The organism is Oceanicola sp. D3, from assembly GCF_006351965.1.
Lineage (GTDB): Bacteria > Pseudomonadota > Alphaproteobacteria > Rhodobacterales > Rhodobacteraceae > Vannielia.
In genome coordinates, this window is sequence record NZ_CP040932.1 from 2,821,996 (window position 1) to 2,842,825 (window position 20,830).

Sequence of the window (20,830 nt, forward strand, 5' to 3'; positions counted from 1 at the left end):
ATTTTGTTGCCACCCCGCAACAGGCGCTATGTGAATTGCCAATGCCACCAGCGCACAAGCAGCATCCGGCCTGCGCCACGGCAGCCACAGGGGCATCCTGCGGCCACGCATGGAATCTGCACTCCCTCTTGCGCGGTCCCCTGACGCTCCCTACATTGAGGTCACGTTATTTCAATTATTCCTTCTGGCAGACGACCGATATTTTGAGGGTCGGCCTGCAAAAATCAAAACTGGGAAGCCCCCGCGATGAGCACTCCAAGTCATAGTCAGTCTGAGCGCCTCGGGAAGTTGCACACTGTCCTGCCCTTCGACACGCTCGCCCTCCTCCGCTTTGACGGCATGGACGCCGTCAACGAATGCTTCGAGTATCACGTCGAAGCCGTCACCGAAGATGAGAATGTCGCCGTCAACCTCGACGACCTGCTCGGCACCCATATGACCGTCGAGCTTGAAGACCTTTATGGCGCGCAAAAGCTCTTCGACGGCATCGTCACCGAATGCGGCTGGGCCGATGACGGAGACAGCGGCAACACCTACCGCTTCACGCTGCGGCCCTGGTTCTGGATCATGTCCAAGCGGACAAACAACAAGATCTACCAGGAAAAGAGCTTCGAAGACATCATCAACGAGGTCTGCACCGACTTCGGCTATGACGCCGCGGGCGGGCTCGATGTGCGAATTTCCGGTGCGCTTCCAACCATGCCGCAGGAGTACATCGTTCAATACAACGAGAGCGATTTTCACTTCCTGTGCCGCCTGATGGAGCGCTACGGCGTGAACTACTACTTCACGCATGAGGCGGGCAGCCACAAGATGGTTGTGACCGACAACAACGACGGCTTCGAGCAGCTCGCCCCGTCGGAGCGCGAGTACATGGGCCACGAAGGCCAGCATGTGCACGACAAAGAGCACTTCTGGGACTGGACGCCAAACCGCCGCCTGACCACAGGCAAGGTTGCCCTGACCGATTACAACTTCAAGACGGTCGCGGCCAACATGAAGGGGGAGCAGGAAGGCGACGCCCAGCACGAATACGGCAAGCTGGAAAGCTACGAATACCCGGGCGTCTACCTTGACGGCAGCCAAGGCTCGGACGTTGCCCGCCTGCGCGCCGAGCAGTATCGCGCCCGCGACAAGCATCACACGGCCTCTGGCGATTGCATGAGCCTGACCTCGGGCATGAAGTTCACCCTCACCGGCGAGCATCAGGACGAGGCGCTGATCGGAGAAGAGTTTATCTGCGTCCGGGCCATGCACAGCTTCCACACCGGTGGCTACGTCTCTGGCGGCGGCGGCGGCGCGGGCGAGCATGTGTTTGTCGGCAACTACGAAATGGCCCCCGGCGATGTGCCCTTCGCTCCCGAACGGAGAACGCACGAAACCCGCATGACCGGCCCGCAGACCGCAACCGTGGTCGGCGCGAGCGGCGAAGAGATCGACGTTGACGAATTCGGCCGCATCGTCTGCCAGTTTCACTGGGACCGGCTGGGCAAAAACGACGAGAAGTCCTCGATGCGCATCCGCGTCGCCCAACCCTGGGCCGGGGCCGGATGGGGCACGCTCTTTATCCCGCGCATCGGGATGGAAGTGATCGTCGAGTTTCTTGAGGGCGACCCGAACAAGCCCGTGGTGACCGGCTGTGTCTACAACGGCGACAACGCGCCCCCCTACGAACAGCCCGGCGACAAGAACTGGAATGGCATCAAGTCCAACTCCACCCTTGGCGGCGGCGGCTACAACGAGCTGGTGTTCAACGACACCAAGGGTGACGAGCTGTTCCGCCAGCACGCGCAATACGACATGGAAACCAAGGTGCTCAACAACGAGCGCCGCGAAGTTGATGTCAACCGCACCACAACGATCGGCAATGACGAGACCCGTCACGTCAAGAATGACGAAACCCACACGATCGACAACAACAACACCTATCTGATCAAGGGCGACGAGAACCGGACGGTCAACAAGAACCGTGAAACCAACATCGACATCGACGAGACCCTCAACGTGGGTGGCAACCAGCTCACCGAGGTGTCGGGCACCAGCACGCTGAACGCTCAGAGCGATATATCCATCAGCTCCTTGACGAAGATCACCCTGACGGTGGGGGGCTCCTCGATCACCATCGAACCGGCGTCCATCAAGCTCAGTTCGCCGATGATCGACGTCAACGCCTCCGCCCAGCTCACAACCAACGGTGGGGCGATGGCAACGCACAAGGCCGGAGGAATGATGACGATTCAGGCTGGACTGGTTAAGATCAACTAAGGACCGGAAGGGATTCGGCAGGTGGGGGACTCCTCTGAAAAGACCGTCATAGCTGGCGTCACCAAGCGAAAGAACCTTCGGTTCGAGGTGGCGCACGAGCTCTATGAAGCGATCCCAGAGATCGAGGAAGACGTGACGGCGCGGCCCAACGGCCACTCCTCCGTCGATTTCATCGGGACGCTCTCGCAAAGCGATACACCCGAGGAGGCGCTGACCTATTGCGCCTACGTGCTGCCCCGGCGTTTCGCCGTCTGGTGGGGGCACGAGTGCCTCAAGAAGATCGACGACATGCTGGATGATACCGACCGCAGCATGCTGGAGCTCGCCGCCAAATGGGTGGGCGATCCCGACGAAGACAGCCGCTACCGGGCGCTGGATGCGGCGATGGAGGCCAAGGTAAAGTCTCCCGGCGTCTGGGTGGCCCTCGGGGCGGGCTGGTCTTCTGGCTCAATGGCCGGGGCCGATGTGCCCCCGGTGCCGCCCCCGCCCTTCCTAACGGCCCGCGCGGTGAACGCCGGGCTGCTTTCGGCCCTCGCCCGGTATGACGTGAAGACCCGCGCGGAGCACCTGCAAAGGTTCATTCGCATGGCCCTGATGCTGACCGAAGAAGGCTGACGCGGCAGGCGCGCCTTTCACCGCGATAGCTGCGGGCGGAATGGCACCAAACCCGCGATTGCCATGACCTTTTCCAACACCGCCGTTCTCCTGCTTGGCGTGGCGCATGGGCCGACACCGGCGCAGACAGAACTTCACTCATTAAGTGAAAAAGCTCCGACAACCGATTGATTGCAAAGGCCCTCTGCCCGGCCACCTTGGCACCACAAATTGCCGCAACACCAGCTGCGATCCGCCGCGCGCCGCAGCCTCCGGGCTTGCATCATACCCCCCTGAGACGTAACTCTTGATCACCAGAGATTTCCAACGCTCCCAGCGGGCGGCATTATCCGAGCGGCGCCGATCATGACCCTGACCCTTCGCATCGACAATTTCCCCTCCCTGCCCGACGGCGGGCCGATCGAGTTTTCGACCGATCAGGGCGGGTTCGAAATCGGGCGCGACCCGGCGATGGATTGGACCCTGCCCGACCCCAACCGCTTCGTCTCTTCCTGCCACGCAGAGATCCGCTACGAAAACGGCACCTACTGGCTCTATGACGTGTCGACCAACGGCACCTTCGTTAACGGTGGCTCGATGCGGGTGAAGAGCCCCTACCAGCTGCAATCGGGCGATAAGCTCCAGATCGGCCACTACCTTGTGGTGGCGCAGGTGGCTGCGGCGCAATCTGCCCCCGCCCCAGCGTTCGAGGCCCCTCCCCCCGCCAGCCCCGGCCCCTCTGCCTTCGATCAGGGCGGCGGCGGTGGCGGCGGCGATATCTGGTCTGTCGGTGGCGGCGGCGGTGGCTCCGGTGCCGCAGCCCCGCCCAGCAGCGGCGATTTCTCGTCTCGCAGCGGTGTTGGCGGCATGTCGGACTTTGGCGATCAGCATATCGATCTGCCCGACTTTGGCGGCAGCGAAACCGGCACGCCCCCGCCCCCCGCCCAGGGTGGCGCAGGCGGCGGCTCGCCCTTTGGCGACGCACCGCCACCGCAGCAGCCGCCCCAAGCGCCGCCGCCCCAGCAGCCGCCCGTCTCCGAGAGCGCCTCGCCCTTCGGAGATGTGCCGCCGCCCAGCGCGCCCGAGCCGCAGGCCCCGCCCCCGGCGCAGGAAACCACCGGCTCGCCCTTCGGCCCCGGGCCCTCGGCACCGCCAGAAGCGCCGGAGCAGGCACCGCAGCCCCCCGAAACCACAGGCTCGCCCTTTGGGCCGGGCCCGGCTGAAACGCCGGCTCAGGCCGAGCCGCCGCAGCAACAACAGCCCCCCGCGCCGGAACCCACACCCGCCGCTCCGCCACCCCCGACTCCCGCTGCGCCGCCCCCCGTCAGCCCGACGGCGCCCGCAGCCGAGGCCTTCGCGGCGCCGCCGGTGCAGGCCCCCTCTACCCCGCTGCCCAAGGCAGGCAGCGTGGGCGATGTCTCGGGCCTTCTGGCCGCCATCGCCGATGGCGCAGGGATCAGCCCCAAGGCCTTCGAAGGCCCGGACCCGGGCGCAGTGGCGCATGAAATCGGTCGCGCCCTGCGGATCATGGTCGGCGAGCTGGCCGGGCTGCTCAAAGCCCGCGCCGCCACCAAGCAAAGCCTCAAGTCGGGCAGCCGCACGATGATTGGGGCCGATGCCAACAACCCGCTGAAGTTCATGCCCGGTGCCGCCGAGCAGCTTGAGGTGATGTTCGGAACCGGCCGTCAGGGCTACATGCGTGGCGCCGAGACGGTGCAGAAGAGCTTCAACGACATCAAGATGCACCAATATGCCGTGCACGCGGCGCTTCAGCCCGCGCTGGCCCGCCTGCTGGAAGACATGAGCCCCGAAGCCGTGGAAGAAAAGGTGGAGGGCGGTCGCTTCGGCGGCAAGGATTCCCGCGCCTGGCAGATCTATGTCGAGCGCTGGGACGCCAAGACCCACCCCTATGACAACGGCATGCTCGACGTCTTCCTCGCCTACTTTTCCGAGGCCTATGACGACGTGATGGAAAAGACAGAAAATCAATAGTTTGCGCGGCGAAGCTGCCCTGTGACAAAACCGTTAAATTCAGGGCCATACCTTGACATTTCGGCCCTGAATTCATAGGTTGGCTCCACTGCCTTATTTAGCAAAACGGTGATTTAAATGCGCAATCTGCTCCTCTCTTCTGCTCTGGTTGCAGCCTCCGCGCTGGCCGCCAACGCCCAGTCCGCAACGCCCTATTCCGCTGACGATGTGGCCAACTTCCTCGTCGACAGTGCCGATCTCGGCCTGAACCGCGGCATCTGCATCGGCACCGCCGAGGAATGCGCCCCGCCCAAGCCCAAGGGCATGGACATGATGATCAACTTCGAACTCGACAGCGCCGAGCTGACCGAGGAGGCCAAGGCTTCCCTCGCCGTCGTGGCGCAGGCGTTCGAGGATGAGCGGCTCAAGAAGGCCCGCTTCATGATCGAAGGTCACACCGATGCCCGCGGCACCGAAAACTACAATGGCAACCTCTCCGAGGATCGCGCCGCCTCCGTGAAGGCCTACCTGATCGGCCTCGGCGTCACCGAAGAGCGGCTCTCTGCCATGGGATTCGGTGAGAGCACGCCCCGCACCGAAGACCCGATGGATCCGGAAAACCGGCGCGTCGAACTGCGGATCGACCTGCAATAACCTCTCGGGTCATGCCCTTAGGTCAAGTTCACACGCCGTCCCTGCCCCGGGGCGGCGTTTCTTTTTGGTGAAAATTCCGTTTATCCGCCCGCAGGCTGAATTTTTAGAGTGACCTCGGGGCCTTAACAGGCCAGTATCGCCGCCAAACAGACGAGGGTGCCGCAAAGCATCCCAACCGACCGGGAAGATAGATGCGCTACGACAATCTCTTCGAGCCGATCTCTGATGATCAGCCGTGCGGCCCTGACCTGCTGCTCGAAGATGACGACGACTATATCGAATACTACTTCGAAGCGATCGACCGTGTGCCGATGCGCTACATCGTCAGTGGCGAAACCGGCGAGGTCTTTGACCGCAAGAACATCGACATCAAGAAAGAGGTCGCCGCGATCGACAAGCTGCTGGGGCGCACGCGCTGCCTGCGGCTGCTGGCGCTGGAGGCGCAGTTTCAGGCGCTGGCCGGGCGGATCGTGGGCTTCTCGGAATGCGTTCAGGCCATGCAGGGCCTGCTGGAGCGCTATTGGGCCGATGTGAACCCCAAGATCGAAGAGGGCGATTCCACCGAACGGCGCAACGCCATCGAGCTGCTCAACGAGATGGGCCAGGTGGTGATGCCGCTGGAACATGCGCCGCTGCTGGAAGACCGGCGGGCCGGGCGCTTCTCGTTCCGCGACTACGAGCTTTCGACCGGCAAGAAGGAGCCGCGCGGCACAGAAACCGCCGCCGCCGATGCCGGGGCCATCACCACCGCGCTGCAAAGCGCCGACAATGCCGCCACCGTCGATCAGCTCTACGAGGCGCTGACGCTGGCCCGCGCAGGCTGCGCGGCGATGAAGAACACCTGCATGCTGGGTGACAGCGGCGCCTTCTCGCCCCAGTTCGACAACCTCGATGAAACTCTGCGCGACATGATCGCGCTCTTCGACGATGCTCGCCCCGACCTTGCCGGCGGCACAGACGCGGCAACGGAGGCCGAGGCAGGCGATGGCACCCCGGGCGAGCCCGGAGAAGAGGGCGCCCCCGCCGCCGTGGCAGGCGGCAATGTTTCGGTCTCGTCCGGCCCGCCCACCATGGTCGGCCCCGTGCCCAACCATGCCACCGCAAAAGCGGCGCTGGAGGCGATCGAGGCCTACTTTGCCTCCGTCGAGCCCTCCGCCCCCGCCTTGCTGTTGATCCGGCAGGCGCAGGATCTTTTCGGCAAACCGCTGACCGAGGCTCTTGAGGCCCTGCTGCCGGGCATGTCGGGCAATGCGATTGTCGATTTCGGCTCCAAGGAGGGCTTCATGCTCGACTTTGGCCGGATGAGCCAGCTGGCGGCCTACGAGTTGCCCGCCGGTGCCGCGGCGGTTGATACCGGCCCGGCCGAGCCCGTTGTCTGCGAAAACCGCGAACAGGCCGCCGCCCTGCTTACGGCGGTCGAGAACTTCTTTCGGCAAACCGAGCCTTCCAGCCCGGTGCCGGTCTTGCTCTTCAAGGCCAAGACCTATCTCAACCGCGATTTCTCGTCGATAATTGGTGACCTGTTCCAACACATGGACCAACCCGGCTGACGCTCGGTCAGCCACCCCCCTTCTGCGGGGGCAAAACATTTGACAAAGCAGGGGCCACGTGGCTTCAATTGCTTAAGTATTAGGGAGATTTTCACATGGCTGATTCAGCAACCCGATTCATCAAACGCAACCGCCCCCCTCGGGTGCAGATCGCCTACGAAGACCCGTATGACAGCGAAAAGAATGTCGAGCTGCCCTTCGTGATGGGCGTGATGGCAGACCTGTCCGGCAACTCTTCGGCAGTCGAGAAAGACCCGATGGCAGAGCGCAAGTTCACCCAGGTCGATACCGAGAACTTCGATGATTACATGGATGCCGTCGCTCCCGGCGTGTCGTTCAACGTCGACAACAAGCTGGGCGAGGAAGAGGGCGAGAAGCTGGGTGTGAGCCTGAACTTCTCCAAGATGTCCGACCTTGATCCGGGCGAGATCGCCAAACAGGTGCCCGCACTCAAGAAGCTGCTGGACGCCCGCGACGAGCTGGCCAACCTACAGCGCTACATGAACGGCAAGTCCGGCGCGCAGGACCAGCTGCGCAAGCTGCTCGCCGACCCCGAGATGATGAAGCTGCTCGCCGAGAAGCGCGCCGACATCAACGACGACAACGAAGAGGGCGGCGAGGAGAGCGAGGGCTGAGGCCCGCGCACACCGCCTCCTGATACCTCGCGGGAAGGGGCGCCGCTGCAAGAGGCCCCCTCCCCCGGACAGAACCAAAGACAGGGACCAGACACATGGCAACCGAAGCCCAACAGGAAGCCGGCGCCGCAGGTGGTGAGGTCGACGAACTCGACGCCTTCTCCGCAGCGCTGAAGACCAACTTCAAACCCCGCTCCGACACCGCCGCCACCGAAGTGGAAAACGCGGTATCGACGCTGGTGAAAACGGCGCTCTCCGACAGCACCGTGATCAAGGAAGACATCCTCGACACCGTCGACGAGATGATCGCCAAGCTGGATGAAAAGCTGACCAGCCAGGTCAACGAGATCATCCACCACGACCAATATCAGCAGATCGAAAGCGCATGGCGCGGGCTGCATCACTGCGTGATGAACTCCGAACCTGACGCAACGATGAAGATCAAGGTGCTCAACGTCTCCAAGAAAGAGCTTGAGCGCGAGCTGCGCAGCTTCCCCGGCGCGAAGTGGGACCAGTCGCCGCTGTTCAAGCAGATCTACGAGCACGAATTCGGCCAGCTCGGCGGCCAGCCCTACGGCGCGCTGATCGGCGACTTCTACTTCGATCACAGCCCCGCCGACGTGCGCCTGCTGCGTGACCTCGGCAAAATCGCCGCCGCCTCCATGGCGCCCTTCATCGCTGCCGCAGACTCCGGCCTGATGAACATGGACAGCTGGAACGACCTCAACAAGCCGGCCGACCTTGGCTCGATCTTCGAGACCCCGGATTACGCCGCCTGGAAGTCGCTGCGCGAGAGCGAAAACTCCCGCTACGTGGCCCTGACCGCCCCGCGCGTTCTGGCCCGCGAGCCCTATGGGCAAAACTCGCTGCCGGTCGAGGCCTTCAACTTCGAAGAAGAGACCGATGGCCACGAAGGCAAGAAATACGCCTGGATGAACGCCTCCTACGCCATGGCGGCCAACATCGCCCGGGCGCACAAGGAATATGGCTGGACGGTCCGCATCCGTGGCGTGCAGTCGGGCGGCGAGGTGATCAACCTGCCCACCCACACCTTCGACACCGGCGATGGCTCGACCGACCAGAAGTGCCCCACCGAGATTGCAATCTCGGATCGGCGCGAGGGCGAGCTTTCCAAGGCGGGCATCATCAGCCTCGTGCACCGCAAGAACACCGACAAGGCCGCCTTCATCGGTGCCCAGTCGCTCTACAAGCCGAAGTCCTATGTGGACCCAGAGGCAACCGCGGCCGACAACCTGTCGTCCCGCCTGCCCTATATCTTCGCGGTGTCGCGCTTCTCGCACTACCTCAAGTGCATCGTGCGCGACCAGATCGGCTCCACCAAAGAGCAAGACGTCCTTGAACGCGACCTGAAGAACTGGATCGCCCAGTATATCGACGGCGACCCCAAGAACTCTTCGGAAACCGCCAAGGCCAAGCGTCCGCTCGCAGGTGCCGAGATCAAGATCGTCCCCGACGAGGAGAACCCCGGCTATTACATGGGCAAGTTCTTCCTGCGTCCGCACTTCCAGATGGAAGGCATGGACATCGGCATGAGCCTCGTCTCCCGCCTGCCCTCCGGCGGCTGATATTTCAAAGGGTTCGGGCCCTGTTTTTGCAGGGCCCGTTCGGTTCCTTCACGATTTCGTAAAAAAATTTGTGAGGGAGCCTTGCAACGGGAAGGATCGCTTCCCATCTCAGTAGGGACCGAGGATTACCGGTCTTTATTTCAAAACGGCAAGTTATTTGCTTCCACAAGGTAACCACAAGGAGATCAACTAATGGCTACCGCTCTTTACATGAAACTCGATGGTGTCGAAGGCGAATGCGTGGTCGAAGGCTACGAAGGCTGGGTCGACCTGGAATCCATGTCTTTCGCAGGCTCGCAGTCTGTGACGATCGGCACCGGTCGCGGTGGCGGTTCGGGCAAAGTCTCGATGGGTGACGTGATGTTCACCAAAATCTGCGACAAGTGCTCCACCGACCTGGTGAGGAAACTGGCCCTCGGTCAGCACTACGCCACGGTCGACATCCACGCCACCAAAGCAACCGGCGACAAGCCGCTGCCCTACTTCACCATCAAGCTGACCCACGCCATGGTTTCCTCCATGAGCTTCGGCGGCGCTGGCGGCAACGACGTGATGACCGAGAGCGGCTCGCTCGCCTACCGTCAGATCGACGTTGAGTACAAAATCCAGAACGAAGATGGTACCGAAACCGGCACCACCACCGCTGGCTACAACGTGGCCACCGGCGCTGGCATCTGATCCCAACCGGGTTCTGTCAGACGTTACAGAGGCGGGGCGCAGCGATGCGCCCCGTTTTCTTTTGTGCCCGCTCTTTCACTGCCCCGTCACTGCCCCGCCGCAGGCGTTTCATAGCTTGCCCAAACGTCAGGCAGTTGTCATACTTTCCGCGCCGGGCGGTTTTTTGCCCGCGTCAGTTAATTCAAGACCCAAGACCTTTACGCAAAATCATTCTGGAGGAGCCCATTCATGGCGACAGCTCTCTACATGAAAATGGACGGTGTCGAAGGCGAGTGCGTCGTTGAAGGCTACGAAGGCTGGATCGACCTGCTGCGCATGGAATTCGGCGGCAGCCAGTCCACCACCCTCGGAACCGGGCGCGGTGGCGGCGCGGGCAAGGTTTCGATGGATGACCTGACGTTCACCAAGCTCTGCGACAAGTGTTCCCCGGGCCTCGTGCGCAAGCTCTGCCTCGGCGAGCACTACGACGACGTGCTGATCCACGTCACCAAGGCCACCGGCGGCGTCCCGCTGCCCTATTTCACCATAAAGCTGAACCATGCCCTGGTGTCCCACATGGAGTTCGGCGCGGCGGGCAAGGACGACCAGATGGTGGAGACGGGCAGCCTTTGCTACCGCCAGATCACCGTCGAGTATCGCATACAGAATGAAGACGGCACCGACATGGGCACAACCATGGCCCAGTATAACGTGGCCACGGGCGTCAGCTGAGCCACTGCACGCAAAGACGGCGAATTTCACGAAAAACTCCGCCCCTTCCCCCTTCACGGCACCCCTCGCGGGCGCTAACGTTGACGTTGCGTTCGGGCACTCCCCCGGCGCGCAGTCCCGGCGCCCACCGGAAAAGCTCAATTGACCCGATGCGAGGCCCCATGGCACGCGAAGCCAAGCAACAGCTGCAGATCCCGATCATGTATGCCTTCCGCGAGGCGTTTCGTGCCCGCGATGCCAAGGTTGATGGCACCAGCTACAAGGATGGCCAGCGCGTTCTGACAGATCGCGCCGCCGTGCGTCGCCGTGGCGCCAATGAAGCCCAGCTGCGCCGCAACCTCGAAATTGATCTCGTGCAACTCGCCAACACCATCAACCTCGATGCCTGCATGGATGTCGACGACCTCGAATACGTGCAGAAATCGGTGCTCAACTACGGGGTGGTGGATCTCTCCAACCTCACCTCCGAAGATATCCAGGTTCAGCGCGTGCCCCAGCAACTTGCCCGCGCCCTGATCAACCACGAGCCGCGCTTCGTGCCCGAAACGATGGATGTGCAGCTGCGCGAGGAATTCGACGACGTGAACCAGAAGCTGATGTTCGACATCAACGCCGAGATGGCCTGCAAGCCGGTTGATATTCCTCTCGAATTTGTGGCCGAAATCGACGTAGGCTCCGGCAAGATGAAATTCTCGAATATCGAAGGCGCCGGATGAACCGCGAATTCCTCAACGCCTACAACAAGGAACTGGCGATCCTCTACGAGCGCTCCAAGGAGTTTGCCGAGGAGTATCCGGGCATTGCCGAGCGTCTCGGCGGGCTGACCGAAGACAAGCTAGACCCGGGCCTGGGCGGGCTCTTTGAAGGCACCGCCTTCATGGCCGCGCGGATTCAGGTGGCGGTTCAGGGCGAGTTTGAAACCTTCACCACCGCCCTGCTCGACCAGCTCATGCCCGACTACCTCGCGCCCACGCCCTCGGCGATGATCGTGCAGGCAAAGCCGGATTACACCGAGAAGGATCTGGTCAAGGGCGAGAGCTTCCCCGCCGGCTCCTATCTGGATGCCACCTATGTGGAGCGCGAGCAGCGCGTGTCGGCCCGCTTCCGGCTGTCATCCCCGCTCACGCTCTGGCCGCTCGACATTGATACCGCCACCTACATGCCCTCGCCCGGCCCAATGCAGGCGCTGGGGCTCGATGTGCTTCGCCAAACCGCATCCGGCCTGCGCCTGCGTTTCGTGCGCCGCACCGACAACGAAGAGCGTGATCCCGAGCTGCCCCCCAAGAAGGGCGACAAGCCCGCGCTGGTCAACGAGATCCAGGCCCGCGAGCTGCCGGTGTACCTCAACGGCCCCCGCGCCGATATGGTCACGCTCTACGAACAGCTCTTTGCCGACACCTGCCGCGTCACCCTGCGCTACCTTGATCGCTCGGGAGACCCGGTGTTCCTGCCCTGCCCGCCTGACTTTCTGGAGCAGGTGGGCTTCCGCGAGGAAGAGCGGCTGTTCCCTGAGGAAGACAAGATCTTCGAGGGCTTCTCGCACCTGCGCGAATACTGGATCCTGCCGCAAAAGTTCCTTGGCTTCCGCATGCGCGGGCTGCGCCGCCTGCTGGCCCGTATCCCCGCGCCGATGTTCGATGTGCTGATCGAGTTCGACAAGAGCCAGCCCAAACTCGCCGCCCTGATCGAGCCCAGCCACTTCCGCCTCTTCGCCTCGCCCGCCGTGAACCTCTTTGAGGAGCGGTGCAGCCGCGTGCGGCCAGACCCGAAGTTCAACGAATATCTCGTCGTCCCCGACAGCAGCCCCTCGGTGAATTACGAGGTCCATCGCCTCAAGGAGGTTTACGCCCACTATCCGGGGATGCGAAAGAAGGTGCGCGTCAACCGCCTCTACTCGCAGCCCGATGGAGAGGTGCGCCCCGGTGATGCGCTCTATTACAGCCACCGGCGCAAACCCCGCCGCCTGACCGAGAAAGAGCGGCGCTTTGGCTTTGGCGGCGATTACGTTGGCACCGAAACCTACCTCAGCATCTACGAGCCCGCCGGGCTGGATGACGAGGAGCGGGTGCAGCGGCTTCAGGTCATCGCGCTCTGCTCCAACCGTCACCTCGTGCAGCAGCTGCCCATCGGCCAGAGCCAGGTGGATTTTCGTCTGACCGACGATGTAAACGTGCCGCTCGCCTGTATCTCCGGCCCCACCCCGCCGCGCGCGTCGATTGCCGATCTCGATCACAACGATCCGCGCATTGGCCATCACGGCGAGGTCATGTGGCGGCTGGTCAACCTGCTCAGCTTCAACCAACTGGGCCTTAAAGACCGCCACAGCGACGACCCGGCAGGCGGGCTGCGCGAGTTGCTTGGCCTGTTCTCCGACATCGGCGATGCCGTGACCGAGCGGCAGATCCGCGGCATCAACGGCATCAATTCCCGCCCCATCACCCGCTCGCTGCGCCGCGAAGACGGCTACCACGCCGCGCGGGGCACCGAGGTGACCCTGCGGTTTGACGAACGCGCCTTCGAGGGCACCGGCATCATGCTTCTGGGCGCGGTGCTCGACAGGTTCTTTGCCGATTACGCCCACATGAACAGCTTCACCGAGACGGTGCTCGTCTCCGACAGCCGGGGCGAGGTGATGCGCTTTGCGCCCCGCTCGGGCACCGGGCCGCTGCTGTGAGCAAAAAGGGCAAAGCCGTGGCCGATGAGGCCAAGCCGGTGCCACTGGAAGAGGCGCAGACGCGCCGCCAGATGCTCGAGGCCGAGCCCTACCGCTTCAACATCCACGCACTCCTGCGCGAGATGGAGCGGATGTATCCCGACAGGCCCCGAATTGGCCGCAGTCAGGTGCTCAACCAGGAAATCGTGAACATCGGGCAGGACCCGTTTCTGGATTTTCCCGCCTCCAACGTGAAGGCCTTCGAGGTTCGCGAAGACGAAATTCCGCGCCTGCGCACCCGGTTTCTTGGCTACTTCGGCCCGCAAGGCCCCCTGCCCATCCTGACGACGGCGGAGGCCATGCGCTGGCAGGAGGCGGGCGATGATGCCTTCGTGCGCTTCGCCGATATCTTTGCCACGCGCTTCCTTCAGCTCTTCCACCGGGTCTGGGCCGATGCCCGCCCCATCGCCCAGTTCGACCGCCCCGAAGAGGACCGTTTCGCCGCCTATGTCGGCTCCACCATCGGCATCGGCACCGCCCCCTTCCGCGACCGCGACAGGGTGCCAGACATCGCCAAGCTGCCCTTTGCCGGGGTCATGGCCAGCCGTGTCAAATCGGCCAAACGCCTGCAACAGGTGCTCGAAGGGGTGCTCGGCGTTGACGTCAAGATCCGCGAACGCGAGGGCATCTGGCTGGAGTTCGAAGAAAGCGACCTCACCCGCCTCGGTGAGGCGGGGGCCGATCTTGGCCGCAACACCTACGCAGGTCGCCGGGTTTATTCGATCAACGACAAGGCCGCCATCGAGATCCGCACCGAGCAGCTCGAAGATTACGAGAGCTTCCTGCCCGGCGGAGAAATGTTTGAACGGCTCGCAGATATGGTAAGGTTCTATCTGGGTGAGCAGATTGATTTCGACGTCGAGCTCGCCCTGCCCCGTCAGCTGTGCCCCAAGGCCCAGCTCGGGACCAAGGGGCGGCTGGGGTATACCACCTGGACGCCGCTGAAGGCCGACGACGAGGGCAGCCGTGAAGATGATTATGTTTCAGACGCCCGTTTCAGCCTTCATCAGGCTGTGATCGGCGACATTCAAACCGAGTAAAGAACAAGCATTTCAATAGGGACGGACCGAACAATGTCAGACGTGAGCCTCGAAACAGTCGCCGGAAAGCTCAACCGCTCCGGCTATGACGCTTTCATGAAAGCCCACCGCCACGCGCGCAGCGAGGGCAACCGCAACGTCGAGATAAGCCACTGGTTTTTCCACATGGTGGCCAATGAAAAGAGCGACATTTCCGTTGCCCTGCAAAACTACTCCATCGACCGCTCCAAGGTGCTTGGCGAGCTTCAGAAAAAGATCGACGACTACCGCAAGAACGTCACCGAGATGCCCGGCTTTGCCGACGGGGTGATCGACCTGCTGGATCGCGGCTGGCACTACGGCACCCTGCTCTTCGCAGAGCCGCAAATCCGCACCGGCCACCTGCTGGTCGCCACGCTGAAGAGCAAGGAACTGCTCCGCGCCCTCAAGGAATGTTCCCCTACCCTCGGCGGGCTGAACGTGGAGACGATGGTGAATGACGCGCGCGGCGTCTGGGCCATGTCCGAAGAGGAAGATCAGCGCCCGATGGACGGCTCCGGCCTGTCCTCCGGTGGCGGCGGCGGCGAGGGCGGTGACACCGCCTCCAAGGGCACCGGCGCGCTGGATCGCTACTGCGTCGACCTCACCGCGCAGGCCAGCTCGGGCAAGATGGACCCGATCGTGGGCCGCGACGACGAGATCCGCAATATCATCGACGTGCTGATGCGCCGCCGCCAGAACAACCCGATCCTCACCGGCGAGGCGGGCGTTGGCAAAACCGCCGTGGTCGAGGGCTTCGCCCAGCGTCTCGCCTCGGGCGACGTGCCGCCCCAGCTTCAAGGCAACCGGCTGATGTCCCTCGACATGGGCCTGATGCAGGCCGGTGCTTCGATGAAGGGCGAGTTCGAGCAGCGCCTGCGCCAGCTCATCGACGAGGTGCAGGGCTCGGCCACCCCGATCATCCTCTTCATCGACGAAACCCACACCCTCATCGGCGCAGGCGGGGCCGCCGGCACCGGCGATGCCGCCAACCTGATGAAGCCCGCGCTGGCGCGTGGCACGCTGCGCACCATCGGCGCGACCACCTGGATGGAGTATCAGAAGTACTTCGAGAAAGACCCGGCCCTCACCCGCCGCTTCCAGCCGATCACCGTCGATGAGCCCGATATCGAGCGCGCCTGCTACATGCTGCGCGGCATCATGGCCCCGATGGAGAACCACCATAAGGTGCGCATCTCTGACGAGGCCATCGTTGCCGCCGTCCAGCTCTCCAGCCGCTACATCCCCGCCCGGCAACTGCCCGACAAGGCGGTGAGCCTGCTCGATACCGCCTCGGCCCGCGTGGCGATCTCGCAATCCACCACCCCCGCAAAGGTGGCCGACCTCAAGGCAACCATCTCCAAGTACGAGGCCGAGCTTCTGGGCAAAGAGCGCCAGTCCGAGCTGGGCGAAACCGCCGAAGAGCGGATCACCGAAGTGAAGGAGGAGATCGAGAAGGCCAAGGCCGATCTCGCCGCCGCCGAGAAGATGTACGAGGATGAAAAGGCCATCGTGCAAGAGGTGCTGGAGCTGCGCGCCCAGCTCACCGGCGAAGGCTCCACCAAGCTGCCCGTCGACGAGCCCGGCGAGGTGCCCCCCACCCCCGAGGAGGCGCATGAGGCGCAGGACGCCGCCGATGAGGCCGCCGGAGCCGAAGGCGAAGCCGCCGAAGAGGCCGCCCCTGCCGCCGAGCCGGTCGAAATCCCCGCCGAACACGCCGCCCCCGCCACCGGCGACGATGCCGCCAAGCTGCGCGAGGCGCTCGCCACCAAGGTGGCCGAGCTCGATGCCCGCGACGCCGACGACCGGATGATCTACTCCCACGTCGACTATCAGGCCGTCGCCTCGGTCGTGGGCGATTGGACAGGCATCCCCGTGGGCCGCATGGTGGCCGACGAGCTGCAAGCCATCCTCACCCTCGCCGACCGCCTCAAAGAGCGCGTCTGCGGGCAGGATCACGGGCTGGAGATGATCGCCAAGCGGATCGAAACCTCCACCGCCAAGCTCGACAACCCGGGCAAGCCCATCGGTGTCTTCATGCTCGCCGGTCCCTCCGGCGTCGGTAAGACCGAAACCGCGCTGGCGCTGGCCGAGGCGATCTATGGCGGCGAGCAAAACGTCATCACCATCGCCATGTCGGAGTATCAGGAAGCCCACACCGTCGCCCTGCTCAAAGGCGCCCCTCCGGGCTACGTCGGTTACGGCGAAGGCGGCCGCCTCACCGAGGCCGTGCGCCGCAAGCCCTACTCCGTTGTGCTTCTCGATGAGGTCGAAAAGGCCCACCCCGATGTGCATGAGCTCTTCTTTCAGGTCTTCGACAAGGGCCACATGGAAGACGGCTCGGGCCGCTCCATCGACTTCAAGAACTGCCTGATCCTGCTCACCTCCAACGCGGGCACCGATGTGATCATGGACATGTGCGCCCAAGGCGAGGCCCGGCCCGATGCCGAGGCGCTGGCCGATGCGCTCAAGCCCTCGCTGCTCGAGGTCTTCCCGCCCGCGCTGCTGGGCCGGATCGTCACCATCCCCTACTACCCGCTCTCCAAGGATGTGCTGGCGATGATCACCAAGCTCAAGCTCGGCTCCATCGTCAAGCGCGTGAAGGGCAACCACAACGCAACGATGACCTATACCGACACGGTGATCGACCACATCGTCAGCCAGTGCAACGACCCGGACTCGGGCGGCCGAATGATCGACAACATCATCACCCAAACCATCCTGCCCGACCTCTCCCGCGCGATCCTCGAAAAGGCCGTGGGCGGCGAAGAACTGGCATCGGTGACGGTCGATGTGAAGGACGACGCCTTCGACTACCAGCTCGCCTGATCCGTAGGGTGGGCAATCTGCCCACGCCGAGCAGACCCGCACAGCAATAGGGGCAAGCCACCAAGCTTGCCCCTTTATTCATCCAGCCCCATGCCTCGCAAAGCGCGCCCTTCTCCTCCGGCAGCTCCAAAAGTGACGTAGCGGAACACCGAAAAACCCCGCAAAAGGCCCCTTCCACGTCCACCGCCCGTCTCTATTTCGCCCCATTTGCCAGCGAGCTTGCCCCTATCGGTATAGGGGAGTGGACCCATGGAATTTCTTTACACCATCACCATCGGACAGGTGATTTCAGCATTTCTCGTCTGCGTTCTGCTGCGCGAAGTTCTCTATACCGTGTCGCATTTTCTGCCCGACAGCGTCGCCGGCCCCGGCGGCTGGCTGATCGACACCGGGCCAGAGGGCCACGAAGGCGAGTAACGCGCGGCAGGGCCTGAGCCCTACCTTTACCGCCGGATCAACACCTGCAGATCGGCCACGTTGGTGCCGGTCGCGCCAGTCATCAGCAGATCCCCCGTCAGCTTCAGCCCGTGATAGGCATCGTTGCGCGCAAGGTAGTCCGCCGGGCTCTTGCCTGCCGCCTCCATACGCGCCTTGGTGCCATGGTCCACCATGCCGCCCGCCGCATCGGTCGGCCCGTCCCGGCCATCGGTGCCGCCGCTGAGAAACACCCAGTCTCCCGGCCAGTCGGCCAGCTCGGCCACCTTTAGCGCCAGTTGCTGATTGCGCCCGCCCAGCCCGGGGTCTTCGCCCAGCCGCACCGTCGTTTCGCCGCCAAAGAGGATGATCCCGGGGCCATCGTTTCCGGCCTCTACCACCACCTGCGCCGCCGCGTTCACGTCGCCTTCCAACGCCTCCTGCACCACCCGTGCGCCCGGCGCGGCCCGCGCCATTGCGGCAAGGCTCACCCCGTTGGAGCCGACAATCTCGTTCTGTGCCGGCGGCAGGGCGGGCAACTCCGGTGCTTCGGCCTCTAGATGCGCCCGAACAGAGGCCGGCAGCCCGGCCCAAATGCCCAACGTCTCGCAGAGCGCCACGGCCTCTTCGCGGGTGCCAATAGGCGGGGCGGTGGGGCCCGATGCGATGGTCGAAAGGTCATCGCCCAGCACATCCGACAAGATCAGCGCCCGCACCTGTGCCGGGGCCGCCGCCCGCAAAAAGCCACCGCCCTTGAGGCGTGAAAGCTGCTGGCGCACGAGGTTCATCTGGTGAATATCCGCGCCCGAGGCCAGCAGCGCCGCGTTTACCGCGGCCTTGTCCTCAAGGCTCACGCCCTCCACCGGCGCGGGCAGCAGCGCCGAGCCGCCGCCAGAGATGAGCGCCAGCACCCTGTCTTCTGGCCCGGCCTGTGCCAGCAGTTCCAGCACCGCTTCGCCAGCCGCCAGCCCGCCCGCGTCGGGCACCGGATGGGCGGCCTGCATCACCCGGGCACCGGGCACCTCGCAGGCGTTTTCCGGGTTGGTCACCACCAGCGCCGCCTCGACCGGCCCAACGCGGGCCAGCGCCGCGCGCATCATCGACGGCGCCGCTTTGCCCACGGCGATCACCATGCGCCCCTGCCAGCCCTCCGCCTCCAGCGCACGCGCCACCGCAGCCTCCGGATCGGCTGCCGCAACCCCTGCGCGGAAGATCAGCTCTGCCTCCGCCCGCACCGCCGCACGTGCGGCAAACGCTCTCTCACTTTCTTCTGCCATGCCCCTACCCTCGCCCAGTCACTTCCGAAGCACCAGTGCCAAACCTTTCACCCCGCGCCCAAAAAAGTCGCGCTGATGGGCGTTAACAGGTATCGTGAATAAAGCGTGAAGCCACCTTCTCAAGAGGCTTCATCTGGTTAACCTTACGTCATTGCCAGGGGGACGTCTGATGACTCAGCCGCAGGAAGCACAGCAGCCAAGCGCCGCGACACAGGCTGTCGATGTGCGGGTCATGTGCATCCGGCTATTCGGGGTGTTCGCGCTATCTTGGGAAGACGGCGATGATATTCGCGTCCGTTCCACCAAGATCCGCGCCATGCTGGCCATGCTGGCCACGGCACCCGAAGGCACCCGCACCCGCGCCTGGCTGCAAGATATGCTCTGGGGCCGCTCCGGGCACGAGCATGGCCGGGCCTCCCTGCGCCGCGCCTTGACCGACCTGCGCAACCTCTTCGGCGAAGATTTCAACGATCTCTTCGAGGTAAACAATTCCGAGATCAGCCTGCACCTCGAACGCATCCGCATCACCGGCACGCTCGAAGATGGCGACTTTCTAGAAGGCACCGAAATCGCCGAAGACGGCTTTGAAGAGTGGATCGAGGGCCAGCGCAAAAGCAACCGCACCGTGCTTTCAGCCGTGGCCCGCACAAGGCCCGGGCGCGTGGCGCAGGAAATCCTCAATCGCGGGATTCACCTGCAACCCTCCATCGCCATCCTGCCCTTCGCCACTGCGCGTGGCTATCAGGGGCCGGTGCAGCTGGGCGACATGCTCTCCGAAGAGATCAGTCGGTCGCTCTCACGCTCGCACATGCTCGATGTGATCTCGCACCTCTCCTGCCGCACGCTCGATGCCCGCTCGGTGGCGCTGGAAGAGATCCGCGACAAGCTCGACGCCGATTACGTGGTCGCCGGAAACTACCGCACCCAAGGCGACAAGATGATGCTCAACGCCGACTTCATCGACATCAAGACAGGCCGCATCAGCTGGACCCGCGAGCTGACCAGCTCGATGTCTGATTTTCTGCGCGGCGGCGACGAGCTGGTCGGTGGCCTCTCTGCCGAGATAGGCCGGGCGGTGATGGATACCTCGCTCGACCTTGCCGCCACCTCACCGCTGCCCGATGTCGACAGCCACGCCCTGCTGATGAGCTCGATCACCCTCATGCACCGGCTTTCGGTGCAAAGCTTCGCCAAGTCCAAGACCTATCTCGAAGAGGTCATCGAGCGCGTGCCCGATAGCCCCGTGCTGCACAGCTGGATGGGCAAGTGGCATGTGCTCTCGGTGGTTCAGGGCTGGTCGTCGCGGCTGGATGAAGATGCCGTCAATGCCCGCGTCCACACCGCCCGCGCGCTCGATCTCCAGCCCGACAGCTCCTTTGCGCTCACCATGGACGGGCTGGTCAACAACAACCTGCTCAAGCGCCACGACGTTGCCATGCGCCGGTTTGACGAGGCTATCGAGCTGGATCCGAACAACGCCATGGCATGGCTGCTCAAGGGCGTGCTCCACGCCTTCACCGACGATGGCAGCAAGGCCGTGACCTTCACCAACCGTGCCCGGGCGCTCTCGCCGCTCGATCCGCAGGCCTATTTCTATGATGCGCTCTCCGCCGCCGCCAAGCTGACGGCGGGCGACCCGGAGGGCGCGCTGGCGCTGGCCGATCGCTCGATCCGCGCCAACCGCCGCCACGCCTCCAGCCAGCGCGCGCGCGTGGTGGCGCTGCACCAGCTCGGCCGTATGCAGGAGGCCCGCGAAACCGCGGAAACCCTGCTGCGGGCCGACCCGTCCTTCACCATCAGAAATTACCTCAGGGATCACCCCGCCGCCGATTACGAGAGCGGGCGAACCTGGGCCAGCGCCCTTCGGGAGGCTGGAATACCGAACTAGTTCAACA

General features: G+C 63.8%; 16 protein-coding genes. 15 read left to right on the forward strand and 1 reads right to left on the reverse strand.

Annotation, left to right across the window (positions count from 1 at the left end):
• Positions 1 to 246 precede the first annotated feature (246 nt).
• The 14 genes from FHY55_RS14145 (at position 247) to FHY55_RS20560 (ending at position 17,661) form a co-directional block, all read left to right on the forward strand.
• Positions 247 to 2,265, forward strand: a complete 2,019-nt coding sequence (locus FHY55_RS14145; RefSeq protein WP_140014812.1) for a type VI secretion system Vgr family protein — start codon at positions 247 to 249, stop codon at positions 2,263 to 2,265.
• A 21-nt stretch (positions 2,266 to 2,286) separates the two neighbouring features.
• Positions 2,287 to 2,880 carry a hypothetical protein gene (locus tag FHY55_RS14150; protein WP_140014813.1) on the forward strand — a complete coding sequence of 198 codons (594 nt, stop codon included), beginning with the start codon at positions 2,287 to 2,289 and terminating at the stop codon, positions 2,878 to 2,880.
• A gap of 345 nt (positions 2,881 to 3,225) precedes the next feature.
• Positions 3,226 to 4,851, forward strand: a complete 1,626-nt coding sequence (gene tagH, locus FHY55_RS14155; protein WP_140014814.1) for a type VI secretion system-associated FHA domain protein TagH — start codon at positions 3,226 to 3,228, stop codon at positions 4,849 to 4,851.
• Positions 4,852 to 4,968: 117 nt separating this feature from the next.
• Positions 4,969 to 5,484 (forward strand): OmpA family protein, encoded by a 516-nt coding sequence (locus FHY55_RS14160; protein WP_140014815.1) that lies wholly within the window; start codon positions 4,969 to 4,971, stop codon positions 5,482 to 5,484.
• 191 nt (positions 5,485 to 5,675) lie between these two features.
• Positions 5,676 to 7,034 (forward strand): ImpA family type VI secretion system protein, encoded by a 1,359-nt coding sequence (locus tag FHY55_RS14165; protein WP_140014816.1) that lies wholly within the window; start codon positions 5,676 to 5,678, stop codon positions 7,032 to 7,034.
• 95 nt (positions 7,035 to 7,129) lie between these two features.
• Entirely contained in the window at positions 7,130 to 7,669 is a 540-nt protein-coding gene (gene tssB / locus FHY55_RS14170; RefSeq protein ID WP_140014817.1) for a type VI secretion system contractile sheath small subunit, read from the forward strand.
• Between the two features lie 95 nt (positions 7,670 to 7,764).
• Positions 7,765 to 9,255, forward strand: coding sequence for a type VI secretion system contractile sheath large subunit (gene tssC / locus FHY55_RS14175; RefSeq protein ID WP_140014818.1), 1,491 nt, complete (start codon positions 7,765 to 7,767; stop codon positions 9,253 to 9,255).
• A gap of 192 nt (positions 9,256 to 9,447) precedes the next feature.
• Positions 9,448 to 9,933 carry a type VI secretion system tube protein Hcp gene (locus FHY55_RS14180; RefSeq protein ID WP_140014819.1) on the forward strand — a complete coding sequence of 162 codons (486 nt, stop codon included), beginning with the start codon at positions 9,448 to 9,450 and terminating at the stop codon, positions 9,931 to 9,933.
• 228 nt (positions 9,934 to 10,161) lie between these two features.
• Entirely contained in the window at positions 10,162 to 10,644 is a 483-nt protein-coding gene (locus FHY55_RS14185; protein WP_140014820.1) for a type VI secretion system tube protein Hcp, read from the forward strand.
• 161 nt (positions 10,645 to 10,805) lie between these two features.
• A complete protein-coding gene (locus FHY55_RS14190; protein WP_168223015.1) occupies positions 10,806 to 11,360 on the forward strand; it encodes a type VI secretion system baseplate subunit TssE in 555 nt (184 codons plus the stop codon).
• Positions 11,357 to 13,318 (forward strand): type VI secretion system baseplate subunit TssF, encoded by a 1,962-nt coding sequence (gene tssF, locus FHY55_RS14195; RefSeq protein ID WP_140014822.1) that lies wholly within the window; start codon positions 11,357 to 11,359, stop codon positions 13,316 to 13,318. Before FHY55_RS14190 ends, tssF begins: the two co-directional genes overlap by 4 nt.
• Complete coding sequence (gene tssG / locus FHY55_RS14200; RefSeq protein WP_140014823.1) at positions 13,315 to 14,397, forward strand: type VI secretion system baseplate subunit TssG; 1,083 nt, start codon at positions 13,315 to 13,317, stop codon at positions 14,395 to 14,397. Before tssF ends, tssG begins: the two co-directional genes overlap by 4 nt.
• Before the next feature lie 33 nt (positions 14,398 to 14,430).
• Positions 14,431 to 17,244: a type VI secretion system ATPase TssH gene (tssH, locus tag FHY55_RS14205; RefSeq protein WP_140014824.1), complete on the forward strand. Its 2,814-nt coding sequence runs from the start codon at positions 14,431 to 14,433 to the stop codon at positions 17,242 to 17,244.
• 249 nt (positions 17,245 to 17,493) lie between these two features.
• Positions 17,494 to 17,661 (forward strand): hypothetical protein, encoded by a 168-nt coding sequence (locus FHY55_RS20560; RefSeq protein WP_168223016.1) that lies wholly within the window; start codon positions 17,494 to 17,496, stop codon positions 17,659 to 17,661.
• Positions 17,662 to 17,687: 26 nt separating this feature from the next.
• Here the strand turns inward: FHY55_RS20560 and FHY55_RS14210 are convergent, their stop codons facing one another.
• The gene (locus FHY55_RS14210) at positions 17,688 to 18,935 is read right to left on the reverse strand and encodes a glycerate kinase (RefSeq protein WP_140014825.1); all 1,248 of its coding nucleotides are present in this window, start codon (positions 18,933 to 18,935) and stop codon (positions 17,688 to 17,690) included.
• 169 nt (positions 18,936 to 19,104) lie between these two features.
• Here FHY55_RS14210 and FHY55_RS14215 point away from each other — a divergent pair, with 169 nt between their 5' ends.
• Positions 19,105 to 20,823 carry a FlgO family outer membrane protein gene (locus FHY55_RS14215; protein WP_140014826.1) on the forward strand — a complete coding sequence of 573 codons (1,719 nt, stop codon included), beginning with the start codon at positions 19,105 to 19,107 and terminating at the stop codon, positions 20,821 to 20,823.
• Positions 20,824 to 20,830: the final 7 nt, after the last annotated feature.